The organism is Streptomyces sp. NBC_00237, assembly GCF_026342435.1.
Lineage (GTDB): Bacteria > Actinomycetota > Actinomycetes > Streptomycetales > Streptomycetaceae > Streptomyces.
On the sequence record NZ_JAPEMT010000002.1, the window covers coordinates 1708864 to 1730538 of the forward strand.

20 protein-coding genes and 1 pseudogene are annotated in these 21675 nt (G+C 72.0%); 7 read left to right on the top strand and 14 right to left on the bottom strand.

The genetic code is table 11. The annotated features are described in order from the left end of the window. Positions 1-198: 198 nt before the first annotated feature. Positions 199-819, top strand: a complete 621-nt coding sequence (locus OG897_RS21400) for a YceI family protein (protein ID WP_266658800.1) — start codon at positions 199-201, stop codon at positions 817-819. A 272-nt stretch (positions 820-1091) separates the two neighbouring features. Here OG897_RS21400 and OG897_RS21405 read toward each other — a convergent pair. From OG897_RS21405 to OG897_RS21435, 7 genes and pseudogenes are all read right to left on the bottom strand, one after another. Continuing rightward, positions 1092-2867: pseudogene (locus OG897_RS21405) on the bottom strand (ABC transporter ATP-binding protein); the annotation flags it as partial. Positions 2868-3108: 241 nt separating this feature from the next. Then, positions 3109-3525 carry a lasso peptide biosynthesis B2 protein gene (locus OG897_RS21410; protein WP_266658801.1) on the bottom strand — a complete coding sequence of 139 codons (417 nt, stop codon included), beginning with the start codon at positions 3523-3525 and terminating at the stop codon, positions 3109-3111. Beyond that, a complete protein-coding gene (locus OG897_RS21415) occupies positions 3522-3797 on the bottom strand; it encodes a lasso peptide biosynthesis PqqD family chaperone (protein ID WP_266658802.1) in 276 nt (91 codons plus the stop codon). Before OG897_RS21415 ends, OG897_RS21410 begins: the two co-directional genes overlap by 4 nt. Continuing rightward, complete coding sequence (locus OG897_RS21420) at positions 3794-5800, bottom strand: asparagine synthase-related protein (RefSeq protein ID WP_323188084.1); 2007 nt, start codon at positions 5798-5800, stop codon at positions 3794-3796. The genes OG897_RS21415 and OG897_RS21420 overlap by 4 nt, the downstream gene beginning before the upstream one ends. 30 nt (positions 5801-5830) lie before the next feature. Next, complete coding sequence (locus tag OG897_RS21425) at positions 5831-5956, bottom strand: keywimysin-related RiPP (protein WP_266658804.1); 126 nt, start codon at positions 5954-5956, stop codon at positions 5831-5833. Positions 5957-6211: 255 nt separating this feature from the next. Next, a complete protein-coding gene (cimA, locus tag OG897_RS21430) occupies positions 6212-7891 on the bottom strand; it encodes a citramalate synthase (protein ID WP_266658805.1) in 1680 nt (559 codons plus the stop codon). Positions 7892-8221: 330 nt separating this feature from the next. After that, a complete protein-coding gene (locus OG897_RS21435; RefSeq protein ID WP_266658806.1) occupies positions 8222-9493 on the bottom strand; it encodes a hypothetical protein in 1272 nt (423 codons plus the stop codon). Between the two features lie 308 nt (positions 9494-9801). Here OG897_RS21435 and OG897_RS21440 point away from each other — a divergent pair, with 308 nt between their 5' ends. Then, the gene (locus OG897_RS21440) at positions 9802-10623 is read left to right on the top strand and encodes an endonuclease/exonuclease/phosphatase family protein (RefSeq protein WP_266658807.1); all 822 of its coding nucleotides are present in this window, start codon (positions 9802-9804) and stop codon (positions 10621-10623) included. Between the two features lie 102 nt (positions 10624-10725). Here OG897_RS21440 and OG897_RS21445 read toward each other — a convergent pair whose 3' ends face one another. From OG897_RS21445 to OG897_RS21460, 4 genes are all read right to left on the bottom strand, one after another. Next, positions 10726-11835: a branched-chain amino acid aminotransferase gene (locus OG897_RS21445; protein WP_266658808.1), complete on the bottom strand. Its 1110-nt coding sequence runs from the start codon at positions 11833-11835 to the stop codon at positions 10726-10728. A 271-nt stretch (positions 11836-12106) separates the two neighbouring features. Continuing rightward, on the bottom strand, positions 12107-13150 hold the full coding sequence (locus OG897_RS21450; protein WP_266658809.1) for a 3-isopropylmalate dehydrogenase: 1044 nt from the start codon (positions 13148-13150) through the stop codon (positions 12107-12109). 85 nt (positions 13151-13235) lie between these two features. Beyond that, positions 13236-13388 (bottom strand): hypothetical protein, encoded by a 153-nt coding sequence (locus tag OG897_RS21455; RefSeq protein ID WP_266658810.1) that lies wholly within the window; start codon positions 13386-13388, stop codon positions 13236-13238. Between the two features lie 332 nt (positions 13389-13720). After that, the gene (locus OG897_RS21460) at positions 13721-14272 is read right to left on the bottom strand and encodes a GNAT family N-acetyltransferase (RefSeq protein WP_266658811.1); all 552 of its coding nucleotides are present in this window, start codon (positions 14270-14272) and stop codon (positions 13721-13723) included. Between the two features lie 100 nt (positions 14273-14372). Here OG897_RS21460 and OG897_RS21465 point away from each other — a divergent pair, with 100 nt between their 5' ends. The 3 genes from OG897_RS21465 to OG897_RS21475 are packed head-to-tail and all read left to right on the top strand — an operon-like array spanning position 14373 to position 17109. Then, the gene (locus OG897_RS21465; protein WP_266658812.1) at positions 14373-14975 is read left to right on the top strand and encodes a CDP-alcohol phosphatidyltransferase family protein; all 603 of its coding nucleotides are present in this window, start codon (positions 14373-14375) and stop codon (positions 14973-14975) included. Further along, complete coding sequence (locus OG897_RS21470) at positions 14972-15859, top strand: phosphatidate cytidylyltransferase (protein ID WP_266658813.1); 888 nt, start codon at positions 14972-14974, stop codon at positions 15857-15859. The genes OG897_RS21465 and OG897_RS21470 overlap by 4 nt, the downstream gene beginning before the upstream one ends. Before the next feature lie 5 nt (positions 15860-15864). Then, the gene (locus tag OG897_RS21475) at positions 15865-17109 is read left to right on the top strand and encodes a 1-acyl-sn-glycerol-3-phosphate acyltransferase (RefSeq protein WP_266658814.1); all 1245 of its coding nucleotides are present in this window, start codon (positions 15865-15867) and stop codon (positions 17107-17109) included. Here the strand turns inward: OG897_RS21475 and OG897_RS21480 are convergent. Then, positions 17084-17557 (bottom strand): hypothetical protein, encoded by a 474-nt coding sequence (locus OG897_RS21480; protein WP_266658815.1) that lies wholly within the window; start codon positions 17555-17557, stop codon positions 17084-17086. The genes OG897_RS21475 and OG897_RS21480 overlap by 26 nt on opposite strands. A 71-nt stretch (positions 17558-17628) precedes the next feature. Continuing rightward, complete coding sequence (locus OG897_RS21485; RefSeq protein WP_266658816.1) at positions 17629-18690, bottom strand: S1 family peptidase; 1062 nt, start codon at positions 18688-18690, stop codon at positions 17629-17631. A gap of 294 nt (positions 18691-18984) precedes the next feature. Between OG897_RS21485 and OG897_RS21490 the strand changes: the two genes are divergently transcribed. Continuing rightward, positions 18985-19812, top strand: coding sequence for a DUF1206 domain-containing protein (locus tag OG897_RS21490; protein WP_266658817.1), 828 nt, complete (start codon positions 18985-18987; stop codon positions 19810-19812). Positions 19813-19877: 65 nt separating this feature from the next. Beyond that, entirely contained in the window at positions 19878-20402 is a 525-nt protein-coding gene (locus tag OG897_RS21495) for a hypothetical protein (protein ID WP_266658818.1), read from the top strand. Positions 20403-20492: 90 nt separating this feature from the next. On the opposite strand, the gene OG897_RS21500 is transcribed toward OG897_RS21495, so the two are convergent. Beyond that, positions 20493-21563, bottom strand: a complete 1071-nt coding sequence (locus OG897_RS21500) for an NAD(P)-dependent alcohol dehydrogenase (RefSeq protein WP_266658819.1) — start codon at positions 21561-21563, stop codon at positions 20493-20495. Between the last annotated feature and the right edge of the window lie 112 nt (positions 21564-21675).

Here is a 21675-nt window from a genome sequence, read left to right on the forward strand (position 1 = left end):
GACCCCCTGGGTCCCGGCAGTCCAAGAACCCCCGTCCGGAAGTCCAAGAGGCCCCGCACTCCCCCGAACGGCCGAATCCGTCCGGCCACCCGACCACGAAGGTTGAAACTTGACCATCTTTGCTCTAGAGTCAGGGACATCGAAACACGTTGAAGGTTCAACAAATCAGCACCACTTCCCTCTGGAGGAACGAACGTCATGGGCATCTTCGGCCGCAAGGGCAACACCACCACGTCCACCACCACCACCACCACCCCCACCGCCGTGGACCCGGCCCTGGCCGCCCTGACCGGCACCTACACGGTCGACGCGAGCCACACCCGCGTCGGCTTCACCGCCCGCCACGCGATGGTCACCAACGTCCGGGGAGCCTTCACCGACCTCGACGGCACCCTGAAGCTGGACGGCTCGGACCCGTCGGGCTCAAAGGCGTCCATCACCATCCGCATGGCCAGCATCGACACGGGTGCGGCGGACCGCGACGGCCACCTGCGCAGCGCGGACTTCTTCGACGCGGAGACCTTCCCGGAGATGACGTTCCGCTCGACGAAGGCGGAGCAGCTGGGCGGCTCGGACTACCGGATCACGGGCGACCTGACCATCAAGGACACCACCCGCCCGCTCTCCATCGACCTGGAGTTCAACGGCTCGGCCACCGACCCCTTCGGCAACGAGCGCGTCGGCTTCGAGGGCTCGGCGACGATCCTGCGCTCGGACTGGGGCCTGACGTGGAACGCGGCACTGGAGGCCGGTGGGGTCCTGGTCAGCGACAAGATCAAGCTGAACTTCGACATCTCGGCCATCAAGGACGCCGCCTGAGCGTGCGCACCGGCTGACCCCGTGGGTCCGCCCTGCTCGGCCGACGGTGGCCGGGCCTGCCGGACGGGCTGGAAATGCCCCCGCCGAGGGTCAGAAGCTGCCGCCGCCGAAGTCGCCACCGCCTCCACCGAAGTCGCCGCCTCCGCCGAAGTCGCCGCCACCGAAGGCCGAGGAGTCGAAGTCGGAGCCCGAGACGTCGCCGCCTTCGAAGCCCTGTTCATCATTTGTCCGAATTTACCTGACGGGGTTCTGACACGAAGGGACGCGGAGTTTCACCCCTGCGTGAGCACGCGCTCCGTGGAGAACTGGGTCGCGGCCAGCTCCGCGTACAGGGTGTCGGACCGGACCAGCTCGGCGTGCGTACCGACGGCGCGGACGCGGCCCGCCTCCATGACGACGATGCGGTCGGCCCGTACGACGGTGGACAGGCGGTGGGCGATGACCAGGACCGTGGTGCCGGCGGCGAGTTCGAGGATCACCTCGCGCAGGCGCTCCTCGTTGACGGCGTCGAGCTGCGAGGTGACTTCGTCGAGGAGGAGCAGCGCCGGTTTGCGGAGCAACGCCCTTGCCAGCGCGATGCGTTGGCGTTCGCCTCCGGAGAGCAGGACGCCCCGGTGGCCGACCTGGGTGTCCAGGCCCTCGGGAAGGCGGGCGACCAGGTCGTCGAGGCGGGTGCGGGTGACGGCGTGGGCGAGTTCGTCGGTGGTGGCGTCCGGGGCGGCGAGGAGGAGGTTGTCGCGGAGGGTTCCGGCGAGGACGGGGGCGTCCTGTTCGACGTAGGCGAGGGCGGCGCGGAGTTCCGCGAGGGGCCAGTCGCGGATGTCGCGGTCGCCGACGGTGAGGGTGCCCGAGTCGTGGTCGTAGAAGCGTTCCAGCAGGGCGAAGACGGTGGTCTTGCCCGCGCCGGAGGGGCCCACGAGGGCGGTGAGGGTGCCGGGGGACGCGGTGAAGGTGATGCCGTGGTGGGCCGGGGAGCGGGCTTCGGCGTAGGCGAAGGCGACGTCCTTGAAGTCCACTTCCAGGGGCGCGCGTCGAGGGCTCGGCGCGGTCGGCGCCGGGCGGGCCTCGCCCGGGAGGGAGGCGATCTCGTCGATGCGGCGGACCGCGGCGAGGCCCGTGTGCAGACCGGTCCAGCCCTCCGTGAGCTGGCTGAGGGGCGCCATCAGGCCGAAGACGTACAGGAGGAAGGCGACGAGGGCGGAGACCTCCATCGCGCCGGAGACCACGCGGGCGCCGCCGACGCCGAGTACGGCGAGGAAGGCGAGCTGCGTGGCGAGGAACATGGCGACTTCGGAGGCCGAGGTCCAGCGGGCGACGGTGATCCCCCGGTCGTGCGCCGTCTGCGCCGCTGCGCCGATCGCGGCGGCCTCGCGGTCCTCGATGCCGCTGGCCTTGACCGTACGGAACGCCTGGAGCGACCGGTCGAGCAGCGAGCCCATCGCGCCCACGGCCTCCTGGGCCTGGAGCTGGGCGCGCTGGATGCGGGGCATGAGGAGGACGAGTACGGCGGCGGACAGGGACAGGACGAGGACGGTGACGCCGAGGAGGAGGGCGTCGACCACGGCCATCAGGACGATCGTGCCGACGAGGGTGAGGATGCCGCTCGCGGCTTCGACGACGGAGCGGGAGAGGACGGTGTGGAGGAGGGTCGTGTCGCCGGTGGCACGGGAGAGGAGGTCGCCGGGGGTGAGGCGGTCGACGGCGGCCACCTTGAGGCGGAGCATGCGGGTCACGAGGTGGCGGCGGGCGCGCAGGACGACGGCTTCGCCGGTGCGGGCGAGGAGGTAGCGGCCGGCGGCGGCGAGGAGGGCTCCGCCGACGACGACGGCGAGGAGGGCGAGGAGGGGGCCCGTGGTGGAACCCGCCCCCTCGGCTCCCCCGGCTCCCCCTACTCCCCCGGCTTCGCCGCCGCTGAAGGCGTCGACGGCGTACTGGGCGGCCAGCGGCATGGCGAGGCCGGTGGCGGAGCCGAGGAGGGAGAGGAAGGTGCCGGTGAGGAGGAGTCTGCGGTGGGGGCGGGCGTGGGCGAGGAGGAGGGGCCAGGGGGTACGGGGTTGGGGCGGGGCCTCGTTCGAAGTGCGGGCGGTACCGGGGCTGGGCGGGGCGGCTCCGGGGTGGGCCCGGAGCGAGAAGGGCCGCCCCCTTGCCCGCCCTTCCCCAAGCTCTCGGCTTCGCTCGAGCAGGGGATGCCCCACTCGCCCCCGGGGGGCGGCCCCGCCGCCCAAGGAGGCTAGGCGGAAGCGGAGGGGGCGAGGCGTGCGGCCCCGCTCGCCCTCGCCGGAGGTGGCCTCACCGCCCACCCGGGGTCACCTTCATCAGGGGGCGGAAGTCCGTCACGTTCTGTTCGCCGACCGTGCGGGACTCCGCCGAGACCCAGGCGTGGGGCTGGAAGGGCGGGGCGTTGCGGACGCCCGCGTGCCAGTCGGGGAAGGTGCCGGACATCCGGCAGACGAGGGAGATGGCGATGGAGCGGGGAAGGCAGCCGTACCAGCCCGCGCACTTGCGGCTCGTCGCCACGACCCGTTCGTACGTTTCGAGGGTCTGGTCGTACGTGGCCGGTCGCGCGCCCCTGCTGAGCAGGGTGAGGACCTGGCGCAGGCGGCCCGGCTTGAGCTTGGCGAGGAGGAGCGCCGCCGCGACGGCCGCGCGCAGGCGCAGGCCGCCGGGGCCCGCACCGCGACGCGGCATCGTCATCTCGGTGGTCATCGGGAGGCCCCCGCCCGCGTGACGATCTTCGCCTTGAGGAGCTGGTCGGTGAGTTCGGCGACGTCCGCCTCGACCTCGGCCCGCTCCACCTCGTACTCGGCGAGGAGCTGGTCGACGGCGTCGGACGGGGAGCGGCCCTCGGCGATGGCGGTCACGACGAGGGTGCCGCACTCGTTCAACTGCCAGTAGGTGCCGTCCTTCTCGTCCAGGAGGACCCCGCCGTACTCGGTGGTGGTGACGGCGATCCCCTTGCGGAGCTGCCACTCGCTCATGTGCGTGCCTCGCTGTTCGTGGTGGAGGGCCAGGCGTCCTGGGCCGTGCGCAGCCAGGCTTCGCAGGACACCGTGGAGTCGATGGGGTGCTGCTGGAGGAGCGGCGAGTACGGGTCGTCGGCGAGGCGGCGGAGCTGCTTCGCGTCGATCAGGCCGCGTTCGTCGAGGAGGGATCCGGTCCACAACTCCCGCAGGGAGCCGGCGTGTTCGCGCAGCCCCTGGATGTCGTCGGCGGACATGTGGTCCTTGGTGGTACGGGCGAGGAGTACGTCGGGTACGACTCCGCGCATGGCCTCCACCAGGAGGGGCTTGTACCGCCACGGGACCACGCGGTCCTCGACCCGTACGGACATGACCGCTTCGACGACCCGGTCGTCGAAGAACGGCGCGGCGACCGGCAGGCCGAGGCCCGCCCCGAGGTCCTCCATGGCCTGGAAGTAGCGCGCGCCGAGCCGGACGGTGTCGAGGTCCATGTGTCGGCCGGGGCGCGGCGCGATGGGCTGCGCGTGGGCCGCCGCCGTACGGAACTCCTCCCGGATCAGGCTCTTCGCCTTGTCCGTGAACCAGGGCCGCATCGCCTGCCGCATCCCCCAGGAGACCTGCGGGGTACGGGAGTCGGCGGTCGCGGTGTCGATGAGGGAGCCCGCCAGCCAGTTGCCGAAGGACGGCGGGAAGAGCATGCCGCGCAGGGTGGGGAGCAGGGGCCAGCCGGACTGGTGGCGCAGGGCGCTGATCCGGTTCCACGCCTTGAGGGGTTTGCCCGGGAGGAGGTCCTGGCAGGCAGAGGCGAGGCCGTTGAAGAGTTCGTCGCCGCCGTAGCCGGTGAGGTGGTACTCGGAGCCGGTGGCGGCGGCCCGCCCGAGCAGCATCGCGGCGCGGGCGCGGGCGGGGGCGACGGGGAAGGGCTCGTCGAGGAGTTCGCCGGAGGTGGCGCGGAGGTCGGCGTAGAAGAGGGGGGCGTCGTCGGCGGGGACGACGGTGTGCTCGATCTTGCGCGACCCGTTCTGGTACGACCCGTCCTTGCGGGCTTCGGCCACTCCCCGTTCCGCCCAGACCTGGTCCTCGGAGCGGTCGTCGCGGGCGGCGACCGTCAGGAGCGCGGTGTCCGGCGCCCCGGCCTGCTGGGCGAGGAAGGTGACGGAGGTGGAGTCCATGCCGCCGGAGAGTTCGCCGCTGACCCGGGTGCGGCCCTGAAGGTGCGCGGCGACCGAAGCGGCGAGCGCGGCGGCGACGAGCGGGGCGCCCTCGGCCATGGTCAGGCGGGGTACGGGCGGCTGCCACCAGCGGCGTACCGAGAAGGCGGGTCCCGTGCCCGAGCGCGCGCCCGCGCTCAGCAGCAGCGCGTACGCGGGGTCGATCTCCTCGACGCCCTGCCAGACCGGGCGTTCGCGCAGCGGGTGCGGGACGAAGTCGAGGAGGCGCAGCGCGAGCGCGCCTTCGTCGAGGTCCGCGCCGGTGAGGCGGGCGAGGACGGCGGGGCGGTCGGAGGCGACCCGGCCGCCCGCAGACAACGCGGCGTGCCGTGTTGACCCGGGGGGCGACCCCCGGACCCCCAGCCGATCGTCCCGCTCGCCGCCGCCCACAGACAACGCGGCGTGGTAGACGCGGCGGTGGCCGGAGGCGGTGCCGCGTACGCAGGTCTCGTCGCCGATACGTGTCACCACATGGCCGAGGCCGGGCAGTTCGGTCAGGCGGCGGTGCAGGTCGAGGGTGTCGCGGGCCGGGCCGAGGACGGCGTCCAGGCGCGCGGCGGGTGTCTTGTTCGGGCCGATCAGCACCAGGGCGTCGTCGCCCCGGGTGACCTGGACCAGGTTCCGTACGAGCAGCCGGGCGAGGATCCACGGACGGCCGGAGGGGTGGGGGACGGTCTGGAAGGCACCGGCGGCTTCGCCGGGGTCGGTGGCATCGGCGGCCGCCGAGCGAAGACGCCCGGCCGCCGCCTCGCCTTCATCGGTGTCCGGAAGGACGACAAAGAAGTCACGCAGGCTCGAACGGCCGGGCATCTCCATTACTCAGTTACCGGTTTCCGCAGCTCAGATACAGAGCCGACGGGACCAGAACTCCTTGCACGAGGCATAGAACATGCCCGCGGTCTTCTTGCTGAAGTCGCCCTGGTTGAACAGCGACGGCTTGACGTAGGTCTTCTTCATCGTCGTCACGTCCTCTCCGTAAGTTGGGGGTGCACTGAGTAAGAAGCGGCTGTTGCGGAAGTGCACGGTGTGGACTCCGTGACGGCCGGAGACAGTTGATCCGCTTCCCGAACTCCTGTGCACCCCCGGACTCCGGAGATGGCTTGATCACCTGCACACGTGACGAGTTCCCCTCTCTTGACGGAGGGTGAACGAGCGCTTACTAGTTGTCCATTGAACCTCAGCGCGGCCCAAAAGAGACGTGGGTCACTCCGAAACCCCAGGTCACTCCGTCGGCTCGACGCCCGCCCGCAGCAGTCCGTACGTGTACGCGTCCTCCAGGGCCTGCCAGGACGCCGCGATGACGTTCTCCGCGACCCCGACCGTCGACCAGTCGCCGCCGCCCTCGCCGCTGCCGTCGCCGGTGGTGATGAGGACCCGGGTGGTGGACTCGGTGCCGTGGGTGCCCTCCAGGATGCGGACCTTGTAGTCCACCAGCTCCAGCTTGGCGAGCTGCGGGTAGATCCGCTCCAGGCCGACGCGCAGCGCCCGGTCCAGGGCGTTGACCGGACCGTTCCCCTCGGCGGTCGCGACGATGCGCTCGCCCTTGGCCCACAGCTTCACGGTCGCCTCGTTGGCGTGCGTGCCGTCGGGGCGGTCCTCGACGATGGCCCGCCAGGACTCGACGCGGAAGTAGCGGCGGGCCCTGCCCTCGGCCTCCTCGCGCAGCAGCAGCTCGAAGGAGGCGTCGGCGGCCTCGTACGTGTAGCCCTTGAGCTCGCGCTCCTTGACCCGGTCGACGACGCGGCCCACCAGCTCGCGGTCGTCGCCGAGTTCGACGCCCAGCTCCTTGCCCTTGAGCTCGATGGAGGCGCGGCCCGCCATGTCGGAGACGAGCATGCGGATGCGGTTGCCGACGAGGTCGGGATCGATGTGCTGGTAGAGGTCCGGGTCGACCTTGATCGCGGAGGCGTGCAGGCCCGCCTTGTGCGCGAAGGCCGAGACGCCGACGTACGGCTGGTGGGTGGAGGGCGTGAGGTTGACGACCTCGGCGATGGCGTGGGAGATGCGGGTCATCTCGCGCAGGGAGCCCTCGGGCAGGACCTTCTTGCCGTACTTCAGTTCCAGGGCGGCGACGACGGGGAAGAGGTTGGCGTTGCCGACGCGCTCGCCGTAGCCGTTGGCGGTGCACTGGACGTGTGTGGCGCCCGCGTCCACAGCGGCGAGGGTGTTGGCGACGGCGCAGCCGGTGTCGTCCTGGGCGTGGATGCCGAGCCGGGCCCCCGTGTCGGCGAGTACGGTCGCCACGACGGCCTGGATCTGGGCCGGGAGCATGCCGCCGTTGGTGTCGCAGAGGATGACGACGTCCGCGCCCGCCTCGGACGCCGCCCGCACGACGGCCTTCGCGTACTCCGGGTTCGCCCGGTACCCGTCGAAGAAGTGCTCGCAGTCGACGAAGACGCGGCGGCCCTGCTCGCGGAGGTAGGAGACGGTGTCGCGGACCATGGCGACGTTCTCGTCCAGCGTCGTGCGCAGGGCGAGTTCGACGTGCCGGTCGTGGGACTTGGCGACCAGGGTGATCACGGGCGCACCGGACGCGACCAACGCCTTGACCTGCGGGTCCTCCGACGCCTTGGCCCCCGGGCGGCGGGTCGCGCCGAAGGCCACCAACTGGGCGTTGCGGAAGGTGATCTCCTGCCTCACGCGGGAGAAGAACTCGGTGTCGCGGGGGTTGGCACCGGGCCAGCCGCCCTCGATGAAGCCCACCCCGAAGTCGTCCAGATGACGGGCGATGGCCAGCTTGTCCGCGACGGTCAGGTTGATTCCCTCGCGCTGGGCGCCGTCGCGCAGCGTGGTGTCGAAGACGTGGAAGCCGTCGTCAAGGCTGTCTGCTGCACTGCCTGCGCTACTGCCCGCGCTGTCCGCGCTGCTGCCTGCGCTGTCTGCACTGCCTGCGGTCGTCATGCGTCTGACTCCTGTCGGGTCCTGGGCGTACTTCCCAGGCGGTTAATTCAACACAGTCGGAATGGCTTGCTCCACTTGCCTCCATCTTCGCGTGCGCCTCGCTCTCGGCCGGGGATGGGGCCGGAAAACGAAAAAACCCCTCGCGGGTGCGAGAGGTCTGCGCGCGGGTCTGGAGCTCGGTGGCCGCGCCGTACGGTCTTGTGGGTGTACGGGACGGTCACTGCGGACCGGCGCGCCTGCTGCCGATAATCATGGCGAACGAGGACACAGGGGCAGTCTGGCACACGGCCGCCCCCGTGTCTCACCTCGTCTCAGGATGCGGTCGGGGGCTCAGCCCGTGTGGCGCACGTAGACGTGGGTGCTGTCGTACGTGTCGCCCGGGACCAGGTCCGAGGAGTACGAGCCGAAGACGACCCGCGTGCCGTCGCCGCTGATCGCCGAGCCGTACGCACCGTCCTTGCTGGGCGCGCCCGCCGTGTTGGCACTGATCAGGCGGGTGGCGCCGGTCTTCAGGTCGCGCAGCTGGACGCGGCCGACGTAGCTGGTGTCACCGGCGGTGGAGGTGTTGAAGGCGAGGTACCGGCCGTCCGCGCTCAGCGCTCCGGCGGAGGTGTGGTCGGCCTTGGACGCGGCGTCGATGCGCCGCACCGCGTTGGTGGTCAGGTCGCGGATGTGCACGTTGTGCGCCTTGTTGGTGTCGCCGGGGGTGAGCCGGGAGTCCAGCGAGTGGAAGACGACATGGCGGCCGTCCGCGCTGAGCTGCGCGTCCTCGGACTGCCCGTCGGAGGTCGCCCCGGCGGGCGGCTTGTCCGCCTCGTACAGCTTCCCGGTCGGTACGTCGCGGACGTGGATGTCGCTCCAGTCGCCCTGCGCGGGGTGCGGGGAGAAGAACTGGTACGCGACCCGCTTGCCGTCGCCGCTGATCGACAGGGACTTCACCGCCCGCTGGACCTGCGCCGTCGACGGCGCGCTGACACGGACGGTCTTGCCGGTGGTGCGGTCGAGACGGTAGGCGCGGCTGTGCTGGTCGGGCTCGTACGAGTACTCCGAGCGCGCAGCCTGGAAGGCCGCGTACCGGCCGTCGGCGCTCAACTGCACCCCGGAGGAGGTGTCGTAGCCGGGGGCGACGGCGTCGTTGACGCGCTCGACGGCTCCGGTGCGGAGGTTCTTGACGTAGCCGTGGGTACGGCCGCCGGTGGCGCCGGGAGCGAGGTTCGCGGCGTCCGAGGAGAAGCCGATGTGGCTGCCGTCGGCGCTGATCGTCGGGTCCGTGGAGGGGCCGTCGGCCTGGGAGCCGTCGGCGCGGGTGGACACCCGCACGGTGGTGCCCTGGGTGAGGTCGCGCAGGAAGATGTCCGAGGCGTTGTTGGTGTCGCCGGGGACGAGGTTGGCGGCGGCGGACGCGAAGACGACGTACCGGCCGTCGCGGCTGATGGACAGGCCGGTCGCGCCCTGGTCGGCCTCGGCCCCGCCGGTGGCGACGCTGACCTTTTCGGTACGAGGACCGGGTGCGGGTGCGGCTGCGGTCGCGGACGGCAGGGTCAGAGCCGTCAAGGCGGCGACGAGAGCCGTGCCCAGTGTGGTGCGGGTGGCTGCGTGCATGGTGGAACTCCCCGTGTTGGTGCGGTGGTTGGCGGGCCGGGTGTGGCGGCCTGTCGGAAGAAAGGACGAGGGCTTCGGCGGCTTGGTTCACTCCTCCGGAAGAGACGGCACGGAAGGGCGTGGATTGGCATATGCCGGGCGAGGACGGGTCCGGCGGGGAGTTGTCCGGCTCGGACTGGAGCGAGGGATCGACGAGGGTCGCGCGGCCGGCCGGCAGGTCGCGGCGGAAGAGCCCGTTCAGGCCCTCGCCCGACCACGGAACTCGGCCTCCGCGCTGCGGCGTGCCAACGGGCCGGTAGGTTCGCCGTATGCGCGTACTGACGTGGAACCTGTGGTGGCGGTTCGGCCCGTGGGACGCCCGCCGGAAGGCCATCCTCGACGTGTTGCGGGAGCAGCGGCCGGACGTCGTCGCGCTCCAGGAGGTGTGGGCGAACGACGGGGAGAACCTGGCGGGCTGGCTGGCCGACGAACTGGGGCTCGGGCACTGGACGTACGCCCGGTTCAGCCGTCCCGAGCACTGGCAGCGGCGGGTGCCCGGGGACACGTCGGACATCGGCGTCGCCGTGCTCAGCCGGTGGCCGATCGGCGCGGAGGCGGTGCTTCCGCTCCCTGCGGACGGGGGTGCGGACAACGGCCGGGTGGCGCTGTACGCGCGTCTGGACACGCCCGGGGGGAACGTCCCGGTCTTCACCACCCACCTCAACTCGCCCCCGTACGACTCGGGTGTGCGGTGTGCGCAGGTGCGGGTGCTCGCGGAGTTCGTGGCGGAGAAGGGGTGGGGGGAGTCCTATCCGCCGGTGATCGCCGGGGACTTCAACGCATGGCCCGACTCGGACGAGATCCGGCTGCTCGGCGGGTACAAGACCGCCCCGCCCGTGCCCAAGCAGTGCTTCGTCGACGTGTGGGAGTACGCCGATCCGGCCGCCCCCTCGGCGACCTGGGACTCCTCGAACGCGTACCACACGCCCGGGCCGACGGTCCGGATCGACTACATCCACGTGGGGCGGCCCGGCGCTCGCGGGGAGGGCGAGGTGCTGGACGTGGCCCGCTTCGGGCACGGGGCGGTGGACGGGGTGTGGCCGTCGGACCACGCGGGGGTACGCGTCGACCTGAAGGAGGCGCCCGAGTGAGGCGCCCGAGTGAGGCGCCCGTCTGAGGCGTCCGCGTGACGGGTGATGTGCGGGTGCGTGGGCGGCGGGGCCGCCCGAGGCCCCGCCGCACCCGTACACCGGCTACGCCAGCTCGTGCATCCAGCCGTGCGTGTCGGCCGCCGACCCCGTCTGGATCTCCAGGAGGGCCTTGCGGAGGGCCATCGTGACCTTGCCGGGCTCGCCGTCCGCCGTCGTCCATTCGCCGGAGGCCGACTTCACGTGGCCGACGGGGGTGATGACCGCCGCCGTACCGCAGGCGAAGACCTCGGTGAGGGCACCGGACTCGGCGTCCGCGCGCCACTGGTCGGTGGAGACGCGGCCCTCGGACGAGGTGTAGCCCAGGTCGCCCGCGAGCTTCAGGAGGGTGTCGCGGGTGACGCCCGCGAGGAGGGAGCCAGTCAGTTCCGGGGTGACGATCACAGGCTTTTCATTGGACGCAGCGCCGTACACGAAGTACAGGTTCATGCCGCCCATCTCCTCGACCCACTTGTGGTCGAGCGCGTCCAGCCAGACGACCTGGTCGCAGCCCTTCTCGGCGGCCTCGGCCTGGGCGAGGAGCGAGGCGGCGTAGTTGCCGCCGGTCTTGGCGTAGCCCATGCCGCCGGGCACGGCGCGGACGTAGTTCTCCGAGAGCCAGACCGAGACCGGCTTGACGCCGCCCGGGAAGTAGGCGCCCGCCGGGGAGGCGATCACGATGAAGAGGTACTCGTTCGCGGGGCGGACGCCCAGGCCGACCTCGGTCGCGATCATGAAGGGGCGCAGGTAGAGGGACTCCTCGCCGCCGTGCGGCGGGACCCATGCCTCGTCCTGCTTGACGAGGGCGTCGCAGGCGGCGATGAAGGTCTCGACGGGGAGTTCCGGCATCGCGAGGCGGTGCGCGGAGGACTGGAAGCGCTTGGCGTTGGCCTCCGGACGGAAGGTGGCGACCGAGCCGTCGGGGCGGCGGTACGCCTTCAGGCCCTCGAAGATCTCCTGCGCGTAGTGCAGGGTCATGTTCGCCGGGTCGATGGACAGCGGGGCGTACGGCGTGAGCTGGGCGTCGTGCCAGCCGCGGCCCTCCGTCCAGCGGATGGTCACCATGTGGTCGGTGAAGTAGCGGCCGAACCCGGGATTGGCGAGGATCGCCTCGCGCTCCGCTGCGGAAAGCGGCGTGGAGGAGGGCTTGAGCTCGATCGTCGTGGGCGTCGTCATGAGTGCGTGTCCTTCACCGGTTGTCTGGGGAGGGCCGCGTCACGCCTTCCGTCTCCTGCACGTTCCCGTGACATGGAGGACGTCCGAGCTTCCTCTCCTACCGCGACCCTGCGTTCGATTATCGCGCGCGCAGGGGTAGGTACGAAATGGGGTCTTTGACGTGGGGTGCGGCCCAGGGGTCGATGGTCGCACCCGGGGCCGTGAAAGGAACAGCCGCCGGGTGTCGGGACCCGGCGGCTGTCACTGCGGAACGAGCGGAACTACCGGCGGGTCAGCCCGCTACCCGGGCGGCGAGCGCGTCGCCGATCTCGTCCGTGGTGCGGACGACGGATGCGGTGCGCTCGGTCAGGTCGGCGGAGACCGCCGCTTCGATGCGGGCGGCCTCGGGCTCGTAACCGAGGTGGCGCAGCAGGAGGGCGACGGAGAGGACCGTGGCCGTCGGGTCGGCCTTGCCCTGGCCCGCGATGTCGGGCGCGGAGCCGTGCACGGGCTCGAACATCGACGGGAACGCGCCCGTCGGGTTGATGTTTCCGGAGGCGGCCAGGCCGATTCCGCCGGAGACGGCGGCGGCGAGGTCGGTGAGGATGTCGCCGAAGAGGTTGTCGGTGACGATGACGTCGAAGCGTTCCGGCTGCGTCACGAAGAAGATCGTCGCGGCGTCGACGTGCAGGTAGTCCGTGGTGACGGACGGGTACTCGGCGGCGATGCGGTCGAAGGTGTTCTTCCACAGGTGGCCGGCGTAGACGAGCACGTTGTTCTTGTGCACGAGCGTGAGCTTCTTGCGGGGCCGGGCCGCCGCGCGCTCGAAGGCGTCGCGGACCACGCGCTCCACGCCGTACGCCGTGTTGAGGCTGACCTCGGTGGCCACCTCGGCGGGCGTGCCGGTGCGCAGGCTGCCGCCGTTGCCCGTGTACGGGCCCTCGGTGCCTTCGCGTACGACGACGAAGTCGATCTCCGGGTCACCGGCCAGCGGCGTCGAGGTGTTCGGGAACAGCTTCGAGGGGCGGAGGTTGATGTAGTGGTCGAACGCGAAGCGCAGCTTCAGGAGCAGACCGCGCTCCAGGACGCCGGACGGGACCGAGGGGTCGCCGATCGCGCCGAGGAGGATCGCGTCGTGCTGCTGGAGGGCGGCCATCTCCGCGTCGGGAAGGGTCTCCCCCGTGCGGTGCCAGCGCTGGGCGCCGAGGTCGTACTCCTTGGTCTCCAGCTTCACGTCCTGCGGGAGTACGGAGTTGAGGACCTTCAGGCCCTGGGCCACGACCTCCTGGCCGATGCCGTCACCGGGGATCACTGCGAGATTGATGCTGCGAGACATGTCCGGGACCCTACTCCGCGTCCCAGGGGATGACACGTCGTGTCCGCCATGTGGACGCGGAGGGGTCTCGTACGGACAGCGGGGCTCAGTGGCCGGTCTCGCCGCCGTTGTCGCGGCGGTCCAGCGCCCGCTGGAGGGCGGCGGCGGCCTGCTTGCGGTCGGCCGACTCGGTGGAGCGGGAGGCGTGGCGGACGCGGCGGGAGGTGCCGGAGTGCAGGGTGATCGAGGTCTCGGACATGAGGGATCGACTCCTTCAGAGGCATGTACGTGCACGAGGGGATTGCTGCATCTGTGAGGCGCCGGAATGAGGCGGGGAGCGGGTGCGGCAGGGGTTGCCTGCTTCGGGGCACCGGCCCGCGACCGCCATTCGCTGATGGAGCGAGACGTTCGGCTCCTACAACGCTAGGGCAGGTTCGGGCAGCTGTCTCCACAATTACTCGGACTTCCTACTATCTGAGACGCGATCATGCGGAACCCCTTGCGGGGCTTGATGCGTCACCGGACACGTCGGCACCGAACACGCTCACCGCAGCGCTCAGCACGGGGAACTCAGGGGGACGAGGCGGGGGGTCACAGCACGTCCCCGTCCCGCCAGTCGAAGAAGAGCGTCGCCTGCGGGTCAGGCAGACTCCGCCCCACCCCGGCCCGCACATACGTCGTCCCCTCCTCCTCCGGCAACGGCACGACCCCCACCGGCCCCAACGCCGCCAGCCCCCCGGGCCACACCTGCCACCCCCGCCCCGCGTACAACGCGGCCCCCGCGTCCGACGCCGACAGCGCTCCGAAGACGTACGCCCCGTCGACGATCTCCTCCAGCGCCGCCATGATCCGGCTGCCCAGCCCCTCCCGCTGCCGGTCCGGTCGCACCGCGACCGCCTCGACGTACCCGATCCGCAGCGAGCGCTCGCGGTGCAGGACCCGGCGCGCCACGAGGCTGCCGTGGGCGAGGAGTTCCCCCTCCTCGTCAGTGATCAGGGCGTGCATGCCGCCGAGGGCGTGCTCCCAGTCCTCGTCGGCGAAGTCGCCGTCGAAGGCGGTGTCGAGGAGGGCGCGGATGCCGACGAGCTCGGCGGGGGTGAGGTGGGCGGTGTGGACGGTGCGCGGCATCCCGTACTCAGTCATGCGCAGCACTCTCTCAGGCCCCGGCCGTGACGGGTACTCAGTACGTTTCTGAGTAGCTGTGCCGTGTCGTACGGGCGTGCCCCGCAGGAAAGTTGGGGCCATGTCCTCGAAGACCTCTCCCCCCTCGCGGGGCGCCGGGCTGTACGCCCTGAAGCCCTGGTACGCGGCCCGGCTGTCCGGGATCCGTACCGCGCTGGCCCGACGCGGGGTGTCGCCCGACGCACTGACCGCGGCGGGAGTGGTGTGCGCGGCGGGCGCGGCGGCGGTACTCGCCCGGCTGCCCGCCCCGTACGCGGCGCTCCCGGTGGCCGTGCTGCTCGCGGCCCGGCTCGCCTTCGCGAACCTGGACGGGGCGCTGGCCCGCGACACGGGCCGCACCACCCGGCGCGGGGCGCTCGTCAACGAACTGGGCGACCGGGCAGCCGACTTGATCGTCCTCGCGGGCTTCCTGACCCTCGCCCCCCTCTGGCTGGTGGCGGTCGCGGCACTGGCCGCCACCCTCCCCTCCTGGATCTCCCTCGCGGGAGCGGCGGCGGGCGCGGAACGGCTGAACGGCGGCCCGGTCGGCAAGACGGAACGCTGCCTGCTGGTGGTCGTGGCGGCGGCCGTACCGGGCTGGGCCTTCGGGGTCCTGGCGGTCCTGGCGGCGGGCTCGGCCCTGACGGCCGTCATCCGCTGCGCACGCCTGTGGAGGTCGTTGTGAGCGCGCGGGTTCCGGTGCTGGTGGCGGGCGTCCTGACGGTGAGCGGGCTGGCCCTGGCACTCGTACCGTCCCGGGTACGCATGCGGGCCGAGCTCTGGAAGAGGTGGCGGACCTGGGCCCTGGCAGCTCCCCTGTACGTGGGGGCCCTGTGGCTGGGCGCCCCGGGCGCGATCGCCCTGGCGACGGGCCTGGGCCTGGTGGCAGTACTGGAGTACGGCCGCATGGCGTTCCCATGCCCCCGCCCCACCTCTCCGGAAGGGCCGACCGCACCACGGGCCCCCTTCCCCACCGACCTCCTCCCCCTGGTCGCAGCCTCCCTCGCCCTCCCCCTCCTCGCCCACCTCTCCCCCACCACCCTCGACCTCCGCACCGCCGCCCTCCTCCTCGTCGCCGCCGCCCTCCCGGCGATCCTGACCGGCGACGCCCGACACGGCTTCACCCGCACCGCCCGCACCGCCTTCGGAATGCTCTGGATCCCGCTCCCCCTGACCGGACTCGTCCTCCTCGGCCAGGACACCGCCCTGGCGGTCGGCCTCGCCGTCGCCCTCGGTGACGTCGGCGCGTGGTGCGGCGGCACCGCCCTCGGCAGGCACGGTCCGCTCGCCCGCCGCCTCTCGCCGATCTCCCCCAACAAGACCTGGGCCGGAGTCGCGGGCTGCGCGGCCGCGACCGCCGCCGCCCTGGCGGCAGTCGGCGCCTTCACCCCCGCCCTCTGGGCGGCGGTCCTCCTGGGCTGCCTCCTCGGCGACCTCCTCGAATCCATGGTCAAGCGCGAGTCCGGGGTGAAGGACGCGGGTTCCTGGCTCCCCGGCTTCGGCGGCCTGCTCGACCGCATCGACTCCCTGCTCCTGGCCCTGCTGCTCGCCATGGTGGTGACCCTGTAATGCGCATGCCCACACGCACGACCGCCCGTACGACCACCCGCCCGACCCTGTCCGCGAAGGACCTCACCGTTCCCGCCCCGCGCCGGGGCCCGGCCCTCCTGCGCCGCGCCCTGTGGTGGGGCGTCCTCACCCTCACCGGCGGTGTCGAGCGGCGCGGGCGGCTCCCCGAGGGCGGCTGCGTCGTCGTCGCGAACCACTCCTCGCACGCCGACACCGCCGCCCTGCTCGCCGCGCTCGACGCCCGGCACACCCCGGCGATCGGCGCGGCGGCCGACTACTGGTTCGCCTCCCCGTGGCGCAGCCGGATCTGCCGCCGCCTCGCGGCGGGCTTTCCCGTACGCCGCAAGGGCGGTGGCACGGACGACCTGCTCGCCATGAGCGACGACCTGCGGGCGGGCCGCGCGGTGGTCCTCTTCCCGGAGGGCACCCGCGCTCCCGGCGCGGCGGACAGCGAGGTCGGCTCCTTCCACCGGGGCGCCCTCCTCCTCGCCGAACACGCCCAGGTCCCCGTCGTTCCGGTCGGCATCGCGGGCACGAACCGCCTCCTGCCCAAGCACGGCAGGCTCCGCTCCGCCCTGGTCCGCATCCGGATCGGCGAGCCCCTCCCCGCCTCGGTCACCCCGGAGCAGGCCCGCGACGCGGTGGCCGCGCTCCATCGCCGTACGAACGAGGAATCCCTCCGGGACTCGGTCGTACGCCGCCGCGTCGCAGCGGTCGCCGCCTCCCGCCGGGGGCTCCCGATCGCTTTTCTCTGGGCGGGCGCTGAGGCCCTGAGCTGGCCGCTCATGCCCGAACTCCTCCTCGCGGTCGCCTGCGTCGCCGCTCCCCGCGCGGCCCTGAAGCTCTCCGTCACGGCGCTCGCGGGCAGCCTCGCCGGAAGCCTCCTCGCCCTCCAACTGGCTTCCTCCGGGACCCCCTTGCCCGCTCCGCTCACCACCGACCGCATGTACTCCACCGTCCGCACCCAACTCGCCGCCGAGGGCGCCGCGGCCGTCCGCCACCAGCCCTGGAACGGCATTCCCTTCAAGGTGTACGCGGCCGAGGCGGGCCGCGCGGACGTGCCCAGGGCCGACTGGCTGGTCGCCTCCGCGACGGCACGCGGCACCCGCACGCTCGCCGTGGGCCTGGGCTTCGCGGCCTTCGGGATGCTGATGCGGCGCTGGCGGAGGTTCTATCCGGGGTACCTGGTGCTGCTCGGGGCCGGTTTCACGGTCGGGCTCACCCTCATCGTGCTCGGCTGGAGCGGATAGCCCGGCCAGAGCGGGCAGAGCTGACAGAGCGGCCAGAGCTGACGAAGCTGAGGTGCACGGCGTGCAGATAGGCATCCGGAAGGTGGCTGCGCCACAACTTCACCGAGCGGTACGCGGGCCCGTCGGCCAGCGCCTCCCCCACCTCGTCCTGCGGGAAGCCGCACACGTCGACGCCGTCCAGGACGACGGGCACGGCGGCCGGTGCGAGCGGCGGGCCCACCCGTTCGAGGCACACGGTGGTCAGCCCGCCGACGTCCTCCCCGCCGACCAGCAGCTCCAGCCCCTCGTACGTGGCCCCGAACGACCACTCAAGCCCGCACACCCACGTCTCGCGCACGTCGCACAGCGTCGCGACGGCCCACTGGGCGGCCCGCTCCGACGTCCCGGAGAACAACTCCCCCGCGCCGCGCGGAAGGACCACTCCACGGTCCGGCAGAATCTCGAACACCTTCGCACCCTCGCACGGTCGGGGGCTCCGGAGCATCCGGAGATGCCCCCGCCCGTCATCACGTCAGCGCATCAGTACACGCTCACCCCGTACACCGACAGCGCCTCCTTCACCGGCTGATGGATGGCGGAGCCCGCCGTTCCGGTGCAGCCGGAGCTGCCCGAGTGGATGCCGAGCGCGACGCCGCCCGCGAAGTGCGCGCCGCCGCTGTCGCCCCCGGCCGAGCAGGCGGTCGTACGGACCATGCCGTAGACCGGTCCGTCCCCGTAGTTCACGGTGACGTTCACGGCGGTGACCTTGCCGCTCGTCAGCTTCGTCGTGGACCCGCTCTTCTGGAGCGACTGCCCGACCACGGCGTCGGCGGCCGACGAGATGTCCTGGGCGGAGCCGTTGTACTTGTTCACGGTGCCGCCGGGGCTGGAGCCGTCGGTGAAGCGGACGAGGCCGTAGTCGTTGGTGGGGAAGCTGGTGCCTTCGCGGGCGCCGACGACCGGCCCGCCGGAGGTGGCCGACCAACTGGCCGCCGCGTTGGTGCAGTGCCCGGCCGTGACGAAGTAGGTGGCCGTGCCCTTCTTGACGTTGAAGGCGGAGGAGCAGCGGTAGCCGCCCCCGTAGATGGCGTCACCGCCGATGATCTCCTTCTTCAGCACACCCGGTACCCGGGCGATCCGCACCGCACCGCCGAGCGAGTCGGCGACCTTCCGCAGCCGCGCCAGGTCCCGCGCGGAGACGGTCCGGTCTGCCTCGACCGCTATCTGGTTGGTACGGGGATCAAGCCCCCAGGACGTCCCGGCGATCTTCGCCCGCTCCTCCAGAACCGCTACGGCACCGGCGAGTCGAGCCGCACTCCGGGCCACGACCCGCGCGGTCCCCCCGGCCGCGCGCACCTTCGCGGCGGCGCGCTCACTGGTCACGGTGACGACCAGCCCACCGGTCTTCGCGTCGACGTACGTTCCGGCACTGTCGGCCCCCAACTCGCCCCTCAGCGCGGAGTCCTGGGCGTACAGCGAGGCCCCGGCGAGGGGCGTGGGGTCGGCGGCGGGCACGGGCGCGGCCCCGGCGGGAGCGGCGCCGAGGCCGAGCGAGGAGAGGAGGAAGAGGGTCGCGAGGGCTGCGGTACGTCTGGTGCGCATGGGGGATCTCCTTCTGGGATGAGGGAGGTACGCGTGCGCGGGCACCCGGGTCACGGATGCCCGTGGTGCCGTGGGGACACCAGCGATGAATTTGACATGCCCACCTCCAACCCGCAAGACCGCCTGCCCCCCCCTGCCCGCTCCACGGATCCCGCCGCAGGCGCCCCCGGGCCCGGGCACACCCCCGGGTCCGGGACTCTGACGCCGTCCCCGCACTCGTTTCCGTATCTCCACCGGGGGCACACGTCTGCCGACCGGCCACCGGGCCGACGAAGGACGAGGAGGCGACGGCGGATGAACGCCACGACAGCGACGGGAACCGCCCGCCGGGCCGCCCGCAGCGACACGGTGAAGCACGCGGCCCGCGCGGGGTTCGTCGCGCGCGGGCTGATCTACCTCCTGGTCGGCCTGCTCGCCCTGAACATCGCCTTCGGCGGCGGGGGCAGGTCCGCCGACCGGGGCGGGGCGCTGGCCGAGATAGCGGAGAAGCCCTTCGGGAAGTTCCTTCTCTGGGCGATGGGCGTCGCCCTGGTCGGCATGGCGCTGTGGCGGCTCTCCGAAGCGCTGTTCGGCGCGGCGGGCCCCGAAGGCCACAAGGCCAAGAAGCGGCTGCTGTCCGCCGCCCGCTTCGTCTTCTACGGCTTCGTCGCGTACTCCGTACTGGCCTTCGCGGCGGGCGACAGCGGCAGCGGCGGCGGCTCCAGCGACCAGCAGTCGCGGGACGTCACGGCGAAGGCGATGGAACTCCCGGCCGGTCAGTGGCTGGTCGGCGCGGGCGGGCTCGTGATCGTCGGCGCGGGCGTCTGGATCGGCGTACGGGCCGCGCTGCGCAAGTACCACAAGCACCTGAAGATGGGCCAAATGTCGCAGCGGGTACGGCAGTTGGTCGACATCACCGGCGTCGGCGGCGGCATCGCGCGCGGCGTGGTCTTCGCGGTGGCGGGTGGCTTCGCGGTCGCGGCAGCCGTGACGTACGACCCGGACAAGGCGAAGGGCATGGACGACACGATCCGCAGCTTCCGGGAGACCCCGGTGGGTCCGTGGCTGCTGGTGGTCCTGGCCGTCGGCCTGATGCTGTTCGGGGTGTTCTCGTTCGCGATGGCCCGCTGGCGCAAGCTATAGCCTTCCCTGAACGACGGGGGGGGACCGTGGGCGACGGCGCGATACGCGTGCGGCAGGCGCGACGGGTGGGAATCCGACGCAGGGTGCTGCTGCTCGCCGGGCTGTGGACGATACCCCCGGCACTGGTGCTGGGGCTCGGCTGCCTGGTGAACCCCGACCGGATCCCCGTCCACAACGCCGTCCTGGTCCCGGCGAGCCTGACCTTCGCCTGTAGCGGTTGGGCGTGGAAGGACTCCGCCCGCGTGCGCAAGCTGCTGACGGACGGGGAAAACCCGCTCATGGTCGTCCCGGTACGGAGCCCGGCGGCGTCCGGGCCCGGTCGCGCCCTGCGGGACGCCTTCGTCGTCCTCACTGAGCGCCGCCTCCTCCTGTACGGCCACGACCGTTTCCTCGACGTACCGACCCGTCTCCTGCACGAGGCGGACCGGGACACGGTCGCGTTCGGCCTGCGAGACGGCCGTGTCATCACCGTGCCCACGCCCACGGGCACGCTCGAACTGACCGCCCGCCCACGGCACTTGCCGCCACCGGACCGCCTGGCCGCCGTCCTCCACAAGCCCCCGCACCCGCCGCGCCCCTCGCGCCCGTAGCGACGGGGCGGGGCCCACGACCGGCGTCAGGTCGTGGGCCCCTCAGATCGCGGACGCGTCAGATCGCGGGCGCCTCAGATCGCGGATGCCTCAGATCGTCGACGCGTCGATCACGAAGCGGTAGCGCACGTCGCTGGCCAGGACCCGCTCGTACGCCTCGTTGATCCGGTCGGCGCCGATCAGTTCGATCTCCGCACCCAGGCCGTGCTCGGCGCAGAAGTCCAGCATGTCCTGGGTCTCGCGAATGCCGCCGATGCCGGAGCCTGCGAGGGTCTTGCGGCCCGCGATGACCGAGAAGAGGTTGAGCGAGACCGGCTCCTCGGGGGCGCCGACGTTCACCATGGCGCCGTCCGTGCGCAGGAGGCTCAGGTACTTGTCGAGCGGGAGCGGCGCGGAGACGGTCGAGACGATCAGGTCGAAGCTCGCCCTGAGCTGCTCGAAGGTCGCGGCGTCGCTGGTCGCGTAGTAGTGGTCGGCGCCCAGCTTCAGCCCGTCGTCCTTCTTGCGCAGGCTCTGCGAGAGCACGGTGACCTCGGCGCCCATCGCGTGCGCGATCTTGACGGCCATGTGGCCGAGACCGCCGAGGCCGACGACGGCGACCTTCTTGCCGGGGCCCGCGTTCCAGTGGGCCAGCGGGGAGTACGTGGTGATGCCCGCGCACAGCAGCGGCGCGGCGACGTCCAGGGAGAGGCCGTCGGGGATGCGGAGGGTGAACGCCTCGTCCACGACGATGTGGGTGGAGTAGCCGCCGTAGGTGGGCTCGCCGTTCTTGTCGAGGGCGTTGTACGTGCCGATGTTGCCCTGGAGGCAGTACTGCTCCAGGCCCGCCCGGCAGTTCTCGCACTCGCGGCAGGAGTCCACCATGCAGCCGACGCCCACCCGGTCGCCGACGGCGAACTTGGTGACGGCGGCACCGACCTCGGTGACGACACCGGCGATCTCGTGGCCCGGCACCATCGGGAAGATGCCCTCGCCCCAGCCGTCGCGCGCCTGGTGGATGTCCGAGTGGCAGATGCCCGCGTACTTGATGTCGATCAGTACGTCGGAGGGGCCCACGGGGCGGCGCGGAACGGTCGTCCGCTCCAGCGGAGCCTTGGCGGACGGTGCGGCGTAGGCGGAGACGGTCGTGGGGCTGGTGCTGGTGCTGGTCTGTGCGGTCATGGTGTCCACCGTGCCAGCCGTACCGGCATCTACCCAGGTCAGAGTCCTGCCTACGTCCAGTGGTCCTACTACTGGTGGGGACAGCCTCCTGGGCGTACGACCCTGGATACTG

Excerpts from the sequence above, each read along its gene's own strand:
- OG897_RS21400 (WP_266658800.1), top strand. The coding sequence starts at position 199 with ATGGGCATCTTCGGCCGCAAGGGCAACACCACCACGTCCACCACCACC.
- OG897_RS21410 (WP_266658801.1), bottom strand. The coding sequence starts at position 3,525 with ATGACCACCGAGATGACGATGCCGCGTCGCGGTGCGGGCCCCGGCGGC.
- OG897_RS21415 (WP_266658802.1), bottom strand. The coding sequence starts at position 3,797 with ATGAGCGAGTGGCAGCTCCGCAAGGGGATCGCCGTCACCACCACCGAG.
- OG897_RS21420 (WP_323188084.1), bottom strand. The coding sequence starts at position 5,800 with ATGCCCGGCCGTTCGAGCCTGCGTGACTTCTTTGTCGTCCTTCCGGAC.
- cimA (WP_266658805.1), bottom strand. The coding sequence starts at position 7,891 with ATGACGACCGCAGGCAGTGCAGACAGCGCAGGCAGCAGCGCGGACAGC.
- OG897_RS21435 (WP_266658806.1), bottom strand. The coding sequence starts at position 9,493 with ATGCACGCAGCCACCCGCACCACACTGGGCACGGCTCTCGTCGCCGCC.
- OG897_RS21440 (WP_266658807.1), top strand. The coding sequence starts at position 9,802 with ATGCGCGTACTGACGTGGAACCTGTGGTGGCGGTTCGGCCCGTGGGAC.
- OG897_RS21445 (WP_266658808.1), bottom strand. The coding sequence starts at position 11,835 with ATGACGACGCCCACGACGATCGAGCTCAAGCCCTCCTCCACGCCGCTT.
- OG897_RS21450 (WP_266658809.1), bottom strand. The coding sequence starts at position 13,150 with ATGTCTCGCAGCATCAATCTCGCAGTGATCCCCGGTGACGGCATCGGC.
- OG897_RS21455 (WP_266658810.1), bottom strand. The coding sequence starts at position 13,388 with ATGTCCGAGACCTCGATCACCCTGCACTCCGGCACCTCCCGCCGCGTC.
- OG897_RS21460 (WP_266658811.1), bottom strand. The coding sequence starts at position 14,272 with ATGACTGAGTACGGGATGCCGCGCACCGTCCACACCGCCCACCTCACC.
- OG897_RS21465 (WP_266658812.1), top strand. The coding sequence starts at position 14,373 with ATGTCCTCGAAGACCTCTCCCCCCTCGCGGGGCGCCGGGCTGTACGCC.
- OG897_RS21475 (WP_266658814.1), top strand. The coding sequence starts at position 15,865 with ATGCCCACACGCACGACCGCCCGTACGACCACCCGCCCGACCCTGTCC.
- OG897_RS21485 (WP_266658816.1), bottom strand. The coding sequence starts at position 18,690 with ATGCGCACCAGACGTACCGCAGCCCTCGCGACCCTCTTCCTCCTCTCC.
- OG897_RS21490 (WP_266658817.1), top strand. The coding sequence starts at position 18,985 with ATGAACGCCACGACAGCGACGGGAACCGCCCGCCGGGCCGCCCGCAGC.
- OG897_RS21500 (WP_266658819.1), bottom strand. The coding sequence starts at position 21,563 with ATGACCGCACAGACCAGCACCAGCACCAGCCCCACGACCGTCTCCGCC.